Source organism: Micromonospora mangrovicola (genome assembly GCF_047200535.1).
Classification (GTDB): domain Bacteria; phylum Actinomycetota; class Actinomycetes; order Mycobacteriales; family Micromonosporaceae; genus Micromonospora.
On sequence record NZ_JBJZOG010000006.1, the window covers coordinates 120,026 to 135,519 of the forward strand.

14 protein-coding genes are annotated in these 15,494 nt (G+C 75.2%); 9 read left to right on the forward strand and 5 right to left on the reverse strand.

Features of this window, described 5'->3' with window-relative positions; translation table 11 throughout:
- Positions 1 to 43: 43 nt before the first annotated feature.
- Positions 44 to 2,632: an ATP-dependent helicase HrpB gene (gene hrpB, locus ACL02O_RS04555; RefSeq protein WP_412816667.1), complete on the forward strand. Its 2,589-nt coding sequence runs from the start codon at positions 44 to 46 to the stop codon at positions 2,630 to 2,632.
- Here the strand turns inward: hrpB and ACL02O_RS04560 are convergent, their stop codons facing one another.
- Complete coding sequence (locus tag ACL02O_RS04560; protein ID WP_412816668.1) at positions 2,633 to 3,364, reverse strand: PP2C family protein-serine/threonine phosphatase; 732 nt, start codon at positions 3,362 to 3,364, stop codon at positions 2,633 to 2,635.
- Between the two features lie 213 nt (positions 3,365 to 3,577).
- On the opposite strand from ACL02O_RS04560, the gene ACL02O_RS04565 reads away from it, so the two are divergent.
- From ACL02O_RS04565 to ACL02O_RS04575, 3 genes are all read left to right on the forward strand, one after another.
- The gene (locus ACL02O_RS04565) at positions 3,578 to 6,187 is read left to right on the forward strand and encodes a glycoside hydrolase family 9 protein (RefSeq protein WP_412816669.1); all 2,610 of its coding nucleotides are present in this window, start codon (positions 3,578 to 3,580) and stop codon (positions 6,185 to 6,187) included.
- A 292-nt stretch (positions 6,188 to 6,479) separates the two neighbouring features.
- Entirely contained in the window at positions 6,480 to 6,800 is a 321-nt protein-coding gene (locus ACL02O_RS04570) for a DMT family transporter (RefSeq protein ID WP_412816670.1), read from the forward strand.
- Between the two features lie 162 nt (positions 6,801 to 6,962).
- Positions 6,963 to 7,652 carry a hypothetical protein gene (locus ACL02O_RS04575; protein ID WP_412816671.1) on the forward strand — a complete coding sequence of 230 codons (690 nt, stop codon included), beginning with the start codon at positions 6,963 to 6,965 and terminating at the stop codon, positions 7,650 to 7,652.
- Here the strand turns inward: ACL02O_RS04575 and ACL02O_RS04580 are convergent.
- On the reverse strand, positions 7,649 to 9,067 hold the full coding sequence (locus ACL02O_RS04580) for a serine/threonine-protein kinase (RefSeq protein ID WP_412816672.1): 1,419 nt from the start codon (positions 9,065 to 9,067) through the stop codon (positions 7,649 to 7,651). The two genes, ACL02O_RS04575 and ACL02O_RS04580, sit on opposite strands and share 4 nt — an antisense overlap.
- A gap of 68 nt (positions 9,068 to 9,135) precedes the next feature.
- Here ACL02O_RS04580 and ACL02O_RS04585 point away from each other — a divergent pair, with 68 nt between their 5' ends.
- Together ACL02O_RS04585 and ACL02O_RS04590 are read left to right on the forward strand one after the other, a co-directional pair.
- Positions 9,136 to 9,684 (forward strand): RNA polymerase sigma factor, encoded by a 549-nt coding sequence (locus ACL02O_RS04585; RefSeq protein ID WP_412816673.1) that lies wholly within the window; start codon positions 9,136 to 9,138, stop codon positions 9,682 to 9,684.
- A gap of 96 nt (positions 9,685 to 9,780) precedes the next feature.
- Complete coding sequence (locus tag ACL02O_RS04590) at positions 9,781 to 10,689, forward strand: hypothetical protein (RefSeq protein ID WP_412816674.1); 909 nt, start codon at positions 9,781 to 9,783, stop codon at positions 10,687 to 10,689.
- 194 nt (positions 10,690 to 10,883) lie between these two features.
- On the opposite strand, the gene ACL02O_RS04595 is transcribed toward ACL02O_RS04590, so the two are convergent.
- Positions 10,884 to 11,396 carry a GNAT family N-acetyltransferase gene (locus ACL02O_RS04595; RefSeq protein WP_412816675.1) on the reverse strand — a complete coding sequence of 171 codons (513 nt, stop codon included), beginning with the start codon at positions 11,394 to 11,396 and terminating at the stop codon, positions 10,884 to 10,886.
- Positions 11,397 to 11,465: 69 nt separating this feature from the next.
- Here ACL02O_RS04595 and ACL02O_RS04600 point away from each other — a divergent pair, with 69 nt between their 5' ends.
- From ACL02O_RS04600 to ACL02O_RS04610, 3 genes are all read left to right on the forward strand, one after another.
- Positions 11,466 to 12,068 (forward strand): HAD family hydrolase, encoded by a 603-nt coding sequence (locus ACL02O_RS04600; protein ID WP_412816676.1) that lies wholly within the window; start codon positions 11,466 to 11,468, stop codon positions 12,066 to 12,068.
- A gap of 154 nt (positions 12,069 to 12,222) precedes the next feature.
- The gene (locus tag ACL02O_RS04605; protein WP_412816677.1) at positions 12,223 to 13,488 is read left to right on the forward strand and encodes an MFS transporter; all 1,266 of its coding nucleotides are present in this window, start codon (positions 12,223 to 12,225) and stop codon (positions 13,486 to 13,488) included.
- A gap of 12 nt (positions 13,489 to 13,500) precedes the next feature.
- Positions 13,501 to 14,034 (forward strand): GNAT family N-acetyltransferase, encoded by a 534-nt coding sequence (locus tag ACL02O_RS04610; protein ID WP_412816678.1) that lies wholly within the window; start codon positions 13,501 to 13,503, stop codon positions 14,032 to 14,034.
- A gap of 3 nt (positions 14,035 to 14,037) precedes the next feature.
- Here the strand turns inward: ACL02O_RS04610 and ACL02O_RS04615 are convergent, their stop codons facing one another.
- Both ACL02O_RS04615 and ACL02O_RS04620 read right to left on the reverse strand, forming a co-directional pair.
- The gene (locus ACL02O_RS04615; protein WP_412816679.1) at positions 14,038 to 14,295 is read right to left on the reverse strand and encodes a UBP-type zinc finger domain-containing protein; all 258 of its coding nucleotides are present in this window, start codon (positions 14,293 to 14,295) and stop codon (positions 14,038 to 14,040) included.
- Positions 14,292 to 15,494 (reverse strand): cation:proton antiporter (locus tag ACL02O_RS04620; protein WP_412816680.1); only part of this gene is annotated, 1,203 nt, incomplete at its 5' end. The genes ACL02O_RS04615 and ACL02O_RS04620, both read right to left, overlap by 4 nt.

A 15,494-nucleotide genomic window follows, 5' to 3' on the forward strand; every position in this document is an offset into this window, starting at 1 on the left:
GGGCCTGGCGGCCGGCGCCGGGCCCGGGTGCGAGAGTGGGGCCGTGCTCTCCGACGTACCCCTCGACCTGCCGGTCCGGCCGGCACTGCCGGCGCTGGTGGCGGCGCTGCGCTCGGCCGGCACGGCGGTCCTGGTGGCACCGCCGGGCACCGGCAAGACCACCCTGGCCCCGCTCGCGGTGGCCGACGAGGTCGCCGGCCGGGTGGTGATCGCGCAACCTCGCCGGGTGGCCGCCCGGGCCGCGGCACGCCGGATGGCCGCCCTGCTCGGTGAGCGCGTCGGCGACCGCGTCGGGTACGCCGTCCGGGGCGAACGGCGGGTCGGGCCGGACACCCGGGTCGAGGTGGTCACCACCGGGCTGCTGGTCCGGCGGCTGCACCACGACCCCGAGCTGCCCGGGGTGGGCGCGGTCCTGCTCGACGAGTGCCACGAGCGGCAGCTCGACGCCGACCTCGCGCTGGCCTTCGGCGTGGAGGCCCGCGGCGCACTGCGTCCCGACCTGTGGCTGCTGGCGATGTCGGCCACCCCGCAGGCGGACCGGTTCGCCGCGCTGCTCGGCGGCGCGGGCGGGCCCGCTCCGGTGGTCCGCGCCCGGGCCGCCCTGCACCCGGTCACCCGGATCTGGGCGCCGCCGCCCCGGCCGGTCGTGGCGCCCGGACCGGGCCGGGTCGACCCGGCGCTGCTCGACCACGTGGCGGCCACCGTCCGGCGGGCGCTGCGCGAGCGGGACGGGGACGTCCTGGTCTTCCTGCCGGGGGCCGGCGAGATCGCCGCCGTCGCCGGCCGGCTGGCCGACCTGTCCGACAGCGTCGCCGTGCTGCCGCTGCACGGCCGGTTGCCCGCCGCGGCCCAGGACGCGGCCCTGCGCGGCGGCGACCGGCGGCGCGTGGTGCTGGCCACCGCCGTGGCGGAGAGCAGCCTGACCGTGCCGGGCGTCCGGGTGGTGGTCGACGCCGGGTTGAGCCGGGTGGCCCGCACCGACCTGGCCCGGGGCCTGGGCGCGCTGGTCACCGTGCCGGTGTCGCGGGCGGCGGCCACCCAGCGGGCCGGCCGGGCCGGCCGGGAGGCTCCCGGCGCGGTCTACCGGTGCTGGTCGGAGGCGACCCATGCCCGGCTCGCCCCGCAGCCGGAGCCGGAGATCGCCACCGCTGACCTGACCGGGTTCGCGCTGGAGCTGGCCGCCTGGGGCGACCCGGACGGGTCGGGACTGGCCCTGCCCGATCCCCCGCCGCCGGCCGCCCTCACCGTCGCCCGGGAGACCCTCGCCACGCTCGGGGCGGTGGACCCGCAGGGCCGGATCACCGGGCGTGGGCGAGCCATCGCGGCGGCCGGGGCGCACCCGCGGCTGGCCCGGGCGCTGCTGGACGGCGCGGAGCGGGTCGGCGCCGACCGGGCCGCCGAGGTGGTCGCCCTGCTCGCCGAGGAGAGCCTCGGCGGGGCGGGGGACGACCTCACCGCGCTCTGGCGGCGGCTCCGCACCGGCGCCGACGCCGCGGCCACCGCCCGCTGGCGGGCCGAGGTACGCCGGCTGCGCGCCGCCGTGCCCGCCGACCCGGCGACTCCCCGCGATCCCGCGGTTGCCGCCCCTGCCGACCGGGCGGGAGCCGCGGAACGTGGGCCCCGGGTGCCGGATCGCGGGACGGGCCGCCTGCCCGACGACCTGGCGGCGGGGCTGCTGGTCGGGTTGGCGTACCCGGAGCGGCTGGCCCGGGCGCGCCGGACCGGCGGGTCCGCGTACCTGATGGCGGGTGGGACCGCCGCGGAGCTGGCGGCCGGGTCGGCGCTGACCGGGTCGAGCTGGCTGGCGGTCGCGGTGGCCGACCGCTCCCCCGGCGCGCCGACCGCCCGGGTGCGGCTGGCCGCGCCGGTGGACGAGGCGACCGCGCGGGAGGCCGGCGGGCCACTGCTGCGCACCGATCGCGAGGTCGGCTGGTCCGGCCAGGACGTGGTGGCCCGGGAGGTGGTCCGGCTCGGCGCGATCGAGCTGGTCGACCGGCCGCTGCGCGCGCCGGCCCCGGAGCGGGTGGCCGAGGCCGTGCTGACCGGGTTACGTCAGGGCGGGCTGGACCTGCTGACCTGGACGCCGGAGGCGACCGCGCTGCGCCGCCGGCTGGCCTTCTGCCGCCACGCGCTCGGCGCGGACTGGCCGGACGTGTCCGACGAGGCGCTGCTTGTCGACGCGCCCACCTGGCTGGGTCCGGAGCTGGCCCGCGCCCGGCGGCGGGCCGACCTGGCCGGGGTCGACGTGGCGGCGGCGCTGCGCCGGCTGCTCGACTGGCGGCAGGCCGCCCGGCTGGACGAGCTGGCGCCGGAGCGGGTCGCGGTGCCCAGCGGCTCCCGGATCCGGCTGGACTACGCCGATCCGGCCGCCCCGGTGCTCGCGGTAAAGCTCCAGGAGACCTTCGGTTGGCGGGACGCGCCGCGGATTGCCGACGGCCGGGTGCCGGTGCTGTTGCACCTGCTCTCCCCCGCCGGCCGGCCGGTGGCGGTCACCGCCGACCTGGCCTCGTTCTGGCGCACCGGCTATCCCCAGGTGCGGGCGGAGCTGCGGGGCCGCTATCCCCGGCACCCGTGGCCGGAGGACCCCACCACCGCCGAGCCCACCCGGCGCACCACGCCGCGCCGGCGCTGATCAGGCCGGCTCGTCCACCACGTCGGCGATCAGCACGGTCACGTTGTCCGGGCCGCCGGCCCGCAGCGCCAGGTCGATCAGCTTGCCCGCGCACGCCTCGCGGTCGGCGTACCCGCCGAGCACCTCGGCGAGGGTGTCCGCGCGGACCACGTTGGAGAGGCCGTCGCTGCACAGCAGCCAGCGGTCACCGGCCCGGGGCACCATCGTCGCGTACGCCGGGGAGACCTCGTCGCCCTGCAACGCCTGGGTGACCACGGCCCGACGGGGGTGGCTGCTCGCCTGCTCGGGCGTGATCACGCCCTGGTCGACCAGCATCTGCACGAACGTGTCGTCCCGGGTGACCTGCTTCAGCACGCCCTCGCGGAACAGGTAGGCCCGCGAGTCGCCGACGTGGGCCAGGGCCAGGCAGCTGCCGGTACGGGCGAAGAGCAGCCCGGTCAGTGTGGTGCCCATGCCCTGGCGTTCCGGGTCCTCCTCGACGGCCCGACGGATCCGCGCGGTGGCCAGCTCGATACCGCTCTGCAGGGCGGCGACCAGCGCGTCCTCGGGTGTCTCCACGTCGAGTGGGGCCACCGCGTCGATGGCGATCCGGCTGGCCAGATCACCGGCCGCCATGCCGCCCATGCCGTCGGCGACGGCGACGAGCCAGCTGCCGGCGTGGAGCGCGTCCTGGTTCCCGCTGCGGATCAGCCCTCGGTCGCTCGCCCCCACGGAACGAAGCTTCAGGGTCATGGGAGGCAGCCTGCCAGGCGAAGGCGGCAGTTGTCTCTAGGAGATCAGGACGATGCTGCGGCTCGCGGCGAATGTCACTGTCGGCCGAAGTGGCGGCCCATCGGATCGGATCGATTGACAGCGGGGGAATGCGCTGGAAACATCCGACTGGCCTTGGGAGCGCTCCCAGCTCTCGATCGCCGCCCCCACCACCCCCGCACGGAAGGACCCTCCGTGACCCCATCCCGACGCCGCCGCACGGCGCTCGCCGCGGCCACCACCCTGGTGCTGACCGGCGCGACCGCCGGCGTGGCGCACGCCGAGGTGCCACCGGACGCCCCGGAGCAGCTCCGCAACGGCGACTTCAGCGCCGGCACGGCCCCCTGGTTCTCCTACGGCACCGGCGCGCTCGGCGTCACCGACGGCCGGCTCTGCACCACCGTCCCCGGCGGCCTGGCCAACCCCTGGGACGCCGGCATCGGCCAGGACGCGGTGCCGCTGATCGCCGGCGCCGAGTACGAGCTGTCCTTCGACGTCTCCGCCACCCCGGGCGCGGCCCTGAAGGCGGTGCTCCAGCTCGGCAGCGCCCCCTACACCACCTACGCCGACGCCACCGCCACCGCCACCGGCACCGCGGCGCACGTGACGAAGACGTTCACCTCCCCGGCCGACAACCCCGGCGCCCAGCTGATCTTCCAGATCGGCGGCAGCCCCGACCCGCAGACCTTCTGCCTGGACAACGTCTCGCTGCGCGGCGGCGAGGCGGCCCCGCCGTACGAGCCGGACACCGGACCGCGGGTGCGGGTCAACCAGGTCGGCTACCTGCCCGGCGGCCCGAAGAACGCCACGGTGGTCACCGACGCCACCGACCCGCTGCCCTGGCAGCTGAAGTCGGCCGCCGGCGCGGTGGTGGCCGACGGCGAGACCACCCCGCACGGCGTCGACGCCGCCTCGGCGCAGCACGTGCAGACCGTCAACTTCTCCGCGTACCGCACGCCGGGCACCGGCTACACCCTCGTCGTCGACGGGGAGACCAGCCACCCGTTCGACATCTCCGGCACCCGCTACGACCGGCTGCGCGCCGACTCGCTCCAGTTCTTCTACGCCCAGCGCAGCGGCACCCCGATCGACGGCGACCTGCTCGGCGCGGCCTACGCCCGCCCGGCCGGCCACCTCGGCGTCGCGCCCAACCAGGGCGACACCGACGTGCCCTGCCAGCCCGGCGTCTGCGACTACTCCCTCGACGTGCGCGGGGGCTGGTACGACGCCGGCGACCACGGGAAGTACGTCGTCAACGGCGGCATCGCCACCTACCAACTGCTGAACGCGTTCGAGCGGACCAAGACCGCGGCGAGCGCCGCCGGCGGCGCGGCGCTCGGCGACGCCACGCTGCGGGTGCCCGAGCGGGGCAACCAGGTCCCGGACATCCTCGACGAGGCCCGCTGGGAGCTGGAGTTCCTGCTGCGCATGCAGGTGCCGGCCGGCCGACCCCTCGCCGGAATGGCCCACCACAAGATCCACGACCGGAGCTGGACCGGGCTGCCGCTCGCCCCGCAGGACGACCCGCAGCCGCGCGAGCTGCACCCGCCGTCCACCGCGGCCACCCTCAACCTGGCCGCCGTCGCGGCCCAGTGCGCCCGCCTGTTCGCCCCCTACGACGCCGCCTTCGCGGCCCGCTGCGGCACCGCCGCGAAGACCGCGTACGCGGCGGCCAAGGCGCACCCGGCGGTCTACGCCAGCGCGGCCGACGGCAACGGCGGCGGCGCGTACGAGGACTCGAACGTGACCGACGAGTTCTACTGGGCGGCGGTCGAGCTGTGGCTGACCACCGGGGACCAGGCGTACCTGGCCGACCTGACCGCCTCGCCGCTGCACACCGCCGACGTGTTCGACGCCGGGGGCGCGTTCGGCTGGCAGAGCGTGGCCGCGCTGGGCCGGCTCGACCTGGCCACCGTGCCCAACACGCTGCCCGCCGCCGAGCGGACCCGGATCCGCGCCTCGGTGACCGCCGCCGCCGACCGCTACCTGGCCGCCCAGCGCGGCCAAGCGTACGGGCTGCCCTTCCCGGGCGACGCCAACGCCTACGTCTGGGGCAGCAACAGCAACATCGTCAACAACGCGGTCGTGCTCGCCACCGCCTTCGACCTGACCCGGGATACGAAGTACCGGGACGGGGCGGTGCGGAGCGCCGACTACCTGCTCGGCCGCAACGCGCTGAACATGTCCTACGTGACCGGCTGGGGCGAGCAGCACGCGCGCAACCAGCACAGCCGGATCTTCGCCCACCAGCTGGACCCGGACCTGCCGAACCCGCCCGCCGGCTCCCTCGCCGGTGGGGCGAACGCCGCCCTCCAGGACCCGTACGCGGCCAACCTGCTCGCCGGTTGCGCGCCGATGTTCTGCTACGTCGACGACATCAACTCGTACGCGACCAACGAGGTGGCGATCAACTGGAACTCGGCCCTGGCCTGGCTGGCGTCCTTCCTCGCCGACCAGGGTGACGCGGCGGCGGTGCCGGCCCCGACCTGCGCCGTCACCTACACCACCCACGGGAGCTGGCCGGACGGCTTCACCACCCAGGTCACCGTCCGGAACACCGGCACGTCGCCGGTGGACGGCTGGACGCTTCGCTGGGCGTTCACCGGCGACCAGCAGGTGCAGCACTTCTGGTCGGCGCAGCTCACCCAGTCCGGCGCCACCGTCACCGCGAAGAACGAGTCGTGGAACGCCACCATCGCCCCCGGCAGCACGATCACCTTCGGCCTCAACGGGGCCACCTCCGGCGGCCCCAACCCCACCCCCACCCTGATCACCCTCGACGGCGCCGCCTGCACGCTGTCCTGACGGCGCCCGCGCCAAAGGGTGGTCGTCGATGACGGCCACCCTTTCGGCCTGGCCACCGTCAACCCGGCGTCGGCAGCCGGAGTCGAAGTCCGCTCGCTCTCGGTTGATCATGCACGGCCCGCACGAAAGACCAGCCCGGTCGGGCGGCGGGGTCCTGGCCGGCGTCGTGGCCGTCCGCGACTCCAAGGACCGCGGCGGCACACACTCACCTTCGCCCCGGCCGCCTGGCAGGCGTTCGTCGACGCCTTCCGGGAGTCCCGCCGCGCCTGACCAGCCCCGGTACGGTCCAGTGGTGGCGTACCTGTACCTGCTCTGCGCGATCTCCGCCGAGGTGATCGGCACCAGCCTGCTCAAGGCAACCGACGGCTTCACCCGGCTCTGGCCCACCCTCGGGCTGGCGGTGGCGTACCTGTCGGCGTTCGGCCTGCTCGCCCTCGCGGTGAGGGACATCCCGGTCGGCGTGGCGTACGCGGTCTGGTCCGGCCTCGGCACGGCCGCGATCATGGCGATCGGCGCGGCGTTCCTCGGCGAGCCGCTGAACCCGGCGAAGGTGGTCGGGGCGGGATTGGTGATCGCCGGGGTGGTGGTGCTCAACCTCGGCGGCGCGCATTGAACCGGCGGCGACTCGCGCAGGCGGGCCGGCCGCCGGCGTGGACCGCTCGCAACTGCGGTCGGTCGGCTTGCCGACAGATCTCGCTACGGTCTCCTCGAACGGGATCACCGGAATCGGCATCACACACAGCATGACCTCCCTCACCGATGGAAGGAAACGCTCATGCGGGCCGTGCCCCTGATCGCCGTTCTCAGCCTGTCGATCCTGACCGGCTGCACCACCAAGCCGGAGTCTGTCAAGGGGGAGGCGGGGCCGGCGGGCTCCCCGGCCCGGACCGCCAGCGCCACCGCCTCCGCGAGCGCCCCCGTCACGGCCACACCGTCGCGGACCGCCCCCGCGACCACCTCCGCGAGCCCGGCCGCCAAACCGTCGCCGGCCGGGTCTGCCTCGAGTCCTTACCGCAGGATCCGCTCGACCGACTGGGCCAACATGACGTTGAAGGGCCTCACCTTCCTCGACTTCGGCGACGCCACCTTCCGCAACGGCAAGGCCTCCTCCGGCGCCAACACCTGCACCATGCTGCCGGGCGGCGCACGCCCCGCCTACGCGGAGTACATCGCCGAGGAGCCGGCGAACAGCCCGGTAACCGAGGACGCTCTCATCCTCATCGAGTGCGGCAGCGACGGCATGGATCAGGCGCTCGTCCCGGTTCAGCTCGCCTTCGACCAGAGGACCCGCTACGCCCGAGGGGTCATCCCGGCCGATCCGGCCAACGGGTCGGGCGGACGGATGACCTTCACCTCGTACACCATCCAGTCGGGCACGATCGTGTGCACCGTGCGGAAGGCCGACGGCAGCAAGGAGACGCGCCGATACCGATACGACGGGGGCGACAACTGGGGGCGGTACTAGGCCGTCGGCACCAGTGATGTGGCCGTCCGCACACCCCGCACGATCTCCTCGGTGCGGTCGACTCCGTCGACCTGACGGATCTGGAGGTAGATGCCGTAGTCGCCGGCTGTCGTGATCAGCACCTCCGAATAGGAGATGCTGGTGCCGCCGCAACCCGTCCAGCGTTGCGCGACGGCTGTCCGGGAGCCGATGCGGTAGGTCCGGTCGGGCTCCCGGACACAGGCCGAGTGGTCGGGCAGGGCCGGTGTGCCACCCCGCAACGCCCTGCTCGCGCCGACGAACACCCCCGGTATGGGCCTCGCCGGATCGGACCATGCCGCAAGGTTCTGGCCCACGACCAGGCCCGGGGCGTGACCGGCCGGCAGGCGAACCGACTGCGGGTTCCAACCGGAATCCCGCACCTGCCCGGCCCAGCTCTCCGGCACCGCCACGGAGAGGCTGTCGGAGGCGTCGGCCACCCGCACCCAGCGCGGTCCCGGAGGCGGTCCGGCATCCGACGCGGTGCCGACGAGCACGGCCACGAGAGCAAGGACGGAAGCGACCACCAGACGTGGGTTGGGCGCGGACCGTCGAGCGGGCCCCGCCCCGTCGGCGGCACCCGACGCGGCGGCATCCAACGCGTCGGCGAACGCCCTGGCAGACGGCCACCGGCGGGCCGGATCGGGATTCAGCGCGCGCAACACCACACCGTCCACCGGCGACGGTACGTCCGGCCGGACCTTCGACGGGCGCACCACGGGCAGCGCGGCGGCCGCCACCACCGCCTGGACCGACGAGGGAGCACTGGGGGGACGGCCGGTGAGCATGTGGTAGGTCAGTGCTCCGAGCGCGTAGACGTCAGCACGCGCGTCGAGTCCACCGCCGAGTCGGGCCTGTTCCGGCGCCATGTAGCCGGGCGATCCGGCGATAATGGTGAAGCCGGAGCCGTGCGCGAGGGCCTTCGCCAGTCCGAGATCGCCGACCAGCACCCGCTCCTCGGTGGGCGGACCGGTGAAGAGCACATTGGACGGCTTCAGGTCCCGGTGTACGACTCCGATGTCGTGCAGGACGGCGACCCCTCGGGCGAGGTCCGCCGCGACGCGCAGGGCCTCCCGCACCCGCATCCTGTCGGTCCCGAGCCGTTCGGCGAGGGTGCCGCGCGACGCGTACGTCATCACCAGGTACGGCCGCCCATCGGCCAACTCGCCCACGTCGAGCACGCGGACCAGCCGGTCCGACTCGGCGCGGCGCATGATGCGCGCCTCCTCGATGAAGCGGGACCGGACGTCGACGTGGTGGGTCCAGTTGTCCGCCAGAACCTTCACCGCGACCGGTGTCCGCAGGAGGTCGTCGTCGGCGAGCCACACGGTGGCGAAAGCACCCGATCCGAGGCGCCTGCGAACGCGATAGCGACCGATCCGTTCCGGCACCGACATCGCCGTACTATACGTCGGCCGCCAGTCCGGCCGGTGCTGTCAAACACATGCCAAAGGAGTGAGCCAGCATGGCATTCAGCCCGGAGATCGAGCTCCTCGCGCGACGAGCCGCAGCTGGTGAGGCCAGGGCGCTCGACGCGTTGTTGGCGGGCATCGGGCCGGACGTGCTCCGACAGTGTGGACGGTTTCTGCCGTGCCTCCAGGACGCGGAGGAGGCGTGCCAGGATGCGCTGCTCCAAGTCACGCGGAACATCACCCGGTTCGAGGGGCGGTCGAAATTCTCGACCTGGTTGCACGTCATCGTCGCCAACTGCGCCCGGCAGACGTATCGCTCACTGAAACGGCGCGCCGCCGAGCGTACGGACGGGGAACTGCCGATGAGTCTCCCTGATCCGCGCACCACGAGCGTCATCGCAGGCTCTCGCCTGGACCTGCTGGACGCGCTCGAACGACTGGACGCGCACCGGCCCAACCTGGTTTCCGCCCTGATCCTCCGGGACCTGTGCCAGCTCGACTACGACGAGATCGCCTCGCAGCTCGCGATGCCGGTCGGCACCGTGAAGTCGCAGGTTCACCGAGCACGCCAGCATGTTCGCCGATCGTTGGACGGCGCGTGAGAGTGCCGGCCACTCGGGCACGCCACGTCGCGCTGCCCGCCTGACGGGGCCGAAACCGGTGGACACACGCCGAGCGCGTACGCCATGGTGGCGGCCGTGGAGGAGCTTTCCGGCGCGGAGCGGCGGGTGTGGGCGGCACTGCCGGCCGGCACCCGCGCCGCGCTGGCCGGACTGCCCGCGACGGACCTGCGGACCCTGCTGCTGACGGTGGCCCGCGACCGCGCGACGGCCGTCCGTCCGGCCGGCGTGCTCCGCCGCTGGCGCGAGGACCGTTTCGTCCGACCCGCTTCCGTCGACCCCCGCGTGCTGTCCCGGCTGGAGGCGCGGATCTGGGCGCTGCTGCCGGCCGACGTCGCCGGCGTGGAACTGTCCCCGGTCGCCCCGCTCGGCACCTGCGCCGCCGTCGCGCCGGTCAGCCAGGACCGGATCGTCACCACCATGCGGGGCACCGAGGTGCTGAGCGACCCGACGAACGCCCTCGCGGTCGAGGCGGCCGTCCGCCGGCGGCACGCCGACGAGGTGCACCTGGCCGCCGTGCACCGGGTGCTGCGGGCGCAGGACTTCGGACCCGGCGTGTCGGCGCACTTCCGGCTCTTCACGCTGGTCTCCAGCGCCCGCGACGCCGGGTCGGGACGGACCGAGGCGCGGCTGCTGATCCGGCACCTGACCTGGTGGCACCGCGTCCTCACCGACCTGGCGGCACCGGCCGCGCCCCGCCTGCACACGACGGCTCTCGACCCGGCCGTCGGTGAACGGCTCGCCGACACGGTCCGGCCGGCCCTCACCGTCGACGGGGTCCGGCTGCACGCCGAGCCGGAGCGGCAACGCGGGCGCGGCTACTACACCGGCGCGGCGCTGCGCCTCACCGTCGACGACGGGGCCCTGGAGGTCGGCGACGGCGGCTTCACCGACTGGACGGCCCGGCTGACCGGCGACGCCAAGGAACGCTGCCTGGTCTCCTGCCTGGCCACCGAACGCCTGGCCACTGCCGGGGTGGACCGGTGACGGCGCTGGTCGGGCAGCGGGTCCGGGTCCGATGGACCAGCCGCGACGCCGCCGCGGCCACCGTCCGGGCCGACCCGCCCCGACCTGTTCCGCGCTGCCCGGATCTCCCGCGACCGGGACGACCGGGTGCATCTGTGCGGCGGCCCGCGCCCCGGACGCCGCTGACGACCGACCGGCGGGCGGGGCGCCGGCGGTCAGCCGACCGGGCGGCGCATGGCGATCCGGTCGGCCGGGTCCAGGCCCATCGCCGCCTCGGCCGCCAGCCGCTCGGCCAGCCCCGGGGTGATCTCCGCGCCACTGAGCTCCCGGAAGCCGAGGCGGGCGTAGTACGGCCCGTTGAACGGCACGCTGCGGAACGTGGTCAGGGTCAGCGCCGGCAGCCCTCGTCCGGCAGCCCAGCCGGCCACGTCGTCGAGCAGCCGCCCGCCGATCCCCCGCCGGGCGTACGCCGGGTCGACGCTGAGCTGCTGCACGTGCGCGCAGCCGTCCACCAGCTCGACCACTGCGAAGGCGACCGGCCGGTCGTCGGCGTCGACCGCCACCCGGATCCGCCCGTCCCGCTGGGCTGGGGCCAGCACGTCCAGCGGCAGCGGCGGCATGTCGGCGATGTCGGTCATACCGATCTCGCGGAACGGCCCCCCGGAGGCCGTCTCGATCCGCTGCACCTCGGTCAACTCGTCGGGGCGGGCGGTCCTGCTCTGCTCCACGGCCCTTACCCAACCAGAGCGGCACCCCACGGGCCAGCGGGTTTCCGGGCGCGGCCGTACGCTGCACCGATGACCCTGCCCCTGCCGCCCGGCGACTTCCGCGCGTACCTGTTCGACTGCGACGGCACCATCGTCGACTCGATGCCGCTGCACTACGTCGCCTGGCGGGCCGCGCTGGACGAGTGGGGCTGTGAGTTCCCGGAGGAGCTGTTCTACGCCTGGGGCGGTCGCCCACCGGCCGAAATCGTCGCCGCCCTCAACGAGCGGCACGGGCTGGCCATGCCGGTCGACACGGTGGATCAGCGCCGGGAGGAGTTCTACCAGCGGTCGCTGCCCGACGTGACCGCCGTGCCCGACGTGCTGGCGCACATCGAGGACGCCCACGGGCGGATTCCGTTCGCGGTCGTCTCGGGCGGCGCCCGGGACTCGGTCACCGCCTCGCTCACCGCGCTGGGTCTGCTCGACCGGTTCGAGGTGCTGGTCTGTGCCGGCGACTACGCGCGGGCCAAGCCCGACCCGGAGCCGTTCCTGCTCGCCGCCCGGCTGCTCGGCGTGCCGCCGCAGGACTGCCTGGTCTTCGAGGACGCCGACCTGGGCGTGCGGGCCGCGACGGCGGCCGGCATGGCGTCGGTGCGGGTGCCGCAGCCGTGGGAACGGGCCGGGGCGGTGTGAGGGTCCCGGGGACGGTGGCCGCGCCCGGGAGCTAGGCGGCCACCCGGTGTGACCGGCATCGCCTTCCTCGGGGTCACCGGCCCGACCCGGCCCTGCCTAGGGTCGGCGGCATGACCGTCGACGGAGTCTTTGCGGCCGTGCCGGCCCGGCGCTGATGGGTCGCCGCTCGCTGCTACCGCCCCCCGGCCGGCTACGCACCCTGTCCCTGGCCACCCTGGCCAACACGGTCGGCTCGGGGCTCTGGCTGGCCGGCGCGGCGCTCTACCTGACCCGGGACGTGGGGCTCTCCCCCGCCTCGGTGGGCGCCGGACTCACCGTCGCCGGACTGGTCGGGCTCACCGCCAGCGTGCCGCTGGGCGGGCTGGCCGACCGCCGCGACCCGCGTACGCTGCGGGCGGCACTCCAGGTGTGCCAGGCGGCCGTGGCGGCGGCGTACCTGCTGGTCGACTCGTTCCCGGTGTTCGTCGCGGTGGCGGTGCTGGACGCGCTGCTCACCTCGGGCAATCTGGCGGTCCGGGCCGCGCTGGTCGCCGCCGTGGCCGGTCCGGGCGGCCGGGTGCACGCCTTCGCCACCCTGCGCGCGGCCGCCAACCTGGGTATCGCGGTCGGCACGGCGGTGGCCGGGTTCGCGCTGGTGGCGGACACCCACCGGGCGTACCAGGTGCTGGTGGTCGGGAACACGGCGACCTATCTGCTGTCGGCGGCCCTGCTTCTGCGGCTGCCGGCCTACCCGCCGCCGGCCGGCGGCGGTCGACGGGCCCGGCGCGGCGCCCTCCGGCGCGGTGGCGTGCTGCGCGACGGGCGGTTCCTCGCGGTGAGCGGGGCGTCCGCGGTGCTGACCCTGCACCTGACGACGCTCACCCTCGTGGTGCCGCTGTGGACGGTGACCCGGGCCGGCGCGCCGCCGCCGGTGGTGTCGGCGGTGCTGCTGACCAACACGGTGCTCACCGTGCTGCTGGCGGTACGGCTCAGCCGGGGCGCGGACACCGCCGCCCCGGCCGCCCGGAAGCTGCGCCGGGCCGGTCTGGTGCTGGCGGCGGCGACCCCGCTCTACGCGGCCACCGCCGGCCTGCCCACCGTCGCGGCGGTCGCGCTGCTGCTGCTCGCCACGGCGGTCTGGACACTCGGCGACCTGTGGCACGCTGCCGCCGCGGCGGGCCTCGCCTACGACCTGGCCGCACCGGCTGCGCTCGGCGCGTACCACGGGGCGGACGGGCTGCTCGCCGGCCTGGCCCGCGCGGCCGGACCGGCGCTGCTCACCCTGCTGGTGCTGCGCGGCGGGGTGCCCGGCTGGCTGGTGCTCGGCGCGCTGTTCGCGATGGTCGGCCTGGCCGCCCCGGCGCTGACCCGGTGGGCGCTCGCCAACCGCGGGGTCGACGCGCCGGCGGTGGCCGACGACCGGCCGGCCGCCGCCGTGTAGCAGCATGGCGGCATGACCGACCAGCAGACCGTCACCATCCGTCCGGGCGGGCCGGAGGACGCCGCCACCGTGTTGCGGCTGCTCGACAGCGCCACCGCCTGGTTGGTGGCGCGCGGCCGGACCGGCCAGTGGGGCACCGAGCCGGCGTCGGCCGATCCGCGCCGGATCGCCCAGGCCGACGCGTGGGCCGCCGGCGGCGGCCTGTACCTGGCGATGCTCGGTGACGCCGCCGTGGGCGCGCTGGTGGTGGGGAAGGCCACCGCGTACGTCCCGCCGGCCACCGAGCCGGAGCTGTACGTGAACCTGCTGGTCACCGACCGGGCGTACGCGGGGCACGGGATCGGGGCGGGGCTGCTGGCGTACGCGGCGGAGCTGGCCGGCGAGCGCGGCCTGGGGCTGCTGCGGGTGGACTGCTACGGCGGTGACGACCGGGCGCTGGTCCGCTTCTACGAGGGTTGCGGTTTCACCGCCACCGACCCGTTCACCGTCGAGCGGCCGGGCCGCGCGCCGTGGCCCGGCCAGGTTCTCGCCCGCCGTCTCACCTGACCGTCAGCCGATCTCCTCGTCGACGAAGCACCAGCGCCACGACTCCCCGGGCTGGATCGAGCGCATCACCGGGTGCCCGGTGTTCTCGAAGTGCTTGCTGGCGTGCTGGTACGGCGAGGAGTCGCAGCAGCCCACGTGCCCACAGGTGAGGCAGGACCGCAGGTGGACCCAGTCGTCGTTGCCGACGGCGACGCAGTCCGGGCACTCGGTCATGGTCGCGGGCGTGGCGTCGCCCGCCTCGGCCAGGTGCTGGCAGCTCATCCCTTGGTCTCCTGTCGCAGCAACGACTCCTCCAGGTCCAGGTCACGATAGGCACGGACCAGCACCTCCTCCGGGATCCGCCCGGAGTCGCGGGCGGCCCGGAAGACCTCCCGCTCGGCGTCGATCATCTCCTGTCGCAGCCGACCGTACGCCTGGGAGGGGGTCTCCCGCGCGGTGCCGCCGAGCCGCTCCCAGGCCAGGTTGGTCCGGCTCTGCACCAGCCCGCGCAGCCGCTCGACGACCGCGGCGGGCGCGCCCTCGGCCAGCGCGTCCAGGCGTTCCCGGGCCGCCCGGCCGGCCTGCTGCTGCACGGCGGCGGCGGAGAGTGCGTCCTGCACCGGGTCGTCCGGGGGCAGCTTGAGCCGGCGGGCCACCGCGGGCAGGGTGGCGCCCTGCCCGACCAGGGTGACCACGATCACCGAGAAGGCCAGCCAGATGAAGAGCTGCCGCGGGTACGGCCGGTCGCCGGCCAGGGTGAGCGGCAGGGCGAGGGCGGCGGCGAGGGTGACCACGCCCCGCATCCCGGCCCAGCCGATGACGATGGGGGCCTGCACGGGCGGCGCCGGGTCGCGGCGGCGTAGCCGGGGCACCAGCCGGGCCAGGTAGGTGGCCGGGAAGAGCCAGACGAAGCGGGACAGGATGACGGCGGCCAGCACTGCCGCGGTGATCCCGGCCAGGAAGCCCAACGGCTCCTCGAGGTCGCGCACCACCTCGCGCAGTTGCAGGCCGACGAGCAGGAAGACCAGCCCCTCCAGAAGGAAGGTGATCAGCCGCCAGAACGCGGCGACCTGGAGCCGGGAAGCGGCCGACATCAGCAGCGGCAGCTTGTGCCCGATACCCAGGCCGGTCACCACGACCGCGACCACCCCGGAGGCGTGGATCTCCTCGGCCGCGAAGACCACCGCGAACGGCACGATCAGCGACAGCGCGTTGTCCAGCACGGCGTCGGTGGTCCGCTTGTGCAGGTAGCCGAAGACGACCACGCCGAGCAGGCCGACGAGGATGCCGCCGCCGCTGGCGACCAGCACCTCCCGGCCCACGTCGAGGACGCCGACCCCGCCGGTCGTGGCGGTGGCGGAGACGATCGCCACCCGGAGCAGCACCAGCGCGGTGGCGTCGTTGATCAGGCTCTCGCCCTCCAGGATGGTCACGATCCGCCGGGGCAGGCCGACCCGGCGGGCCACCGGGGGGGGGGGGGG

What these genes read in the sequence shown, in the direction of transcription:
- ACL02O_RS04560 (WP_412816668.1), bottom strand. Translation starts at nt 3,364, where the DNA reads ATGACCCTGAAGCTTCGTTCCGTGGGGGCGAGCGACCGAGGGCTGATC.
- ACL02O_RS04575 (WP_412816671.1), top strand. Translation starts at nt 6,963, where the DNA reads ATGCGGGCCGTGCCCCTGATCGCCGTTCTCAGCCTGTCGATCCTGACC.
- ACL02O_RS04580 (WP_412816672.1), bottom strand. Translation starts at nt 9,067, where the DNA reads ATGTCGGTGCCGGAACGGATCGGTCGCTATCGCGTTCGCAGGCGCCTC.
- ACL02O_RS04585 (WP_412816673.1), top strand. Translation starts at nt 9,136, where the DNA reads ATGGCATTCAGCCCGGAGATCGAGCTCCTCGCGCGACGAGCCGCAGCT.
- ACL02O_RS04600 (WP_412816676.1), top strand. Translation starts at nt 11,466, where the DNA reads ATGACCCTGCCCCTGCCGCCCGGCGACTTCCGCGCGTACCTGTTCGAC.
- ACL02O_RS04605 (WP_412816677.1), top strand. Translation starts at nt 12,223, where the DNA reads ATGGGTCGCCGCTCGCTGCTACCGCCCCCCGGCCGGCTACGCACCCTG.
- ACL02O_RS04610 (WP_412816678.1), top strand. Translation starts at nt 13,501, where the DNA reads ATGACCGACCAGCAGACCGTCACCATCCGTCCGGGCGGGCCGGAGGAC.
- ACL02O_RS04615 (WP_412816679.1), bottom strand. Translation starts at nt 14,295, where the DNA reads ATGAGCTGCCAGCACCTGGCCGAGGCGGGCGACGCCACGCCCGCGACC.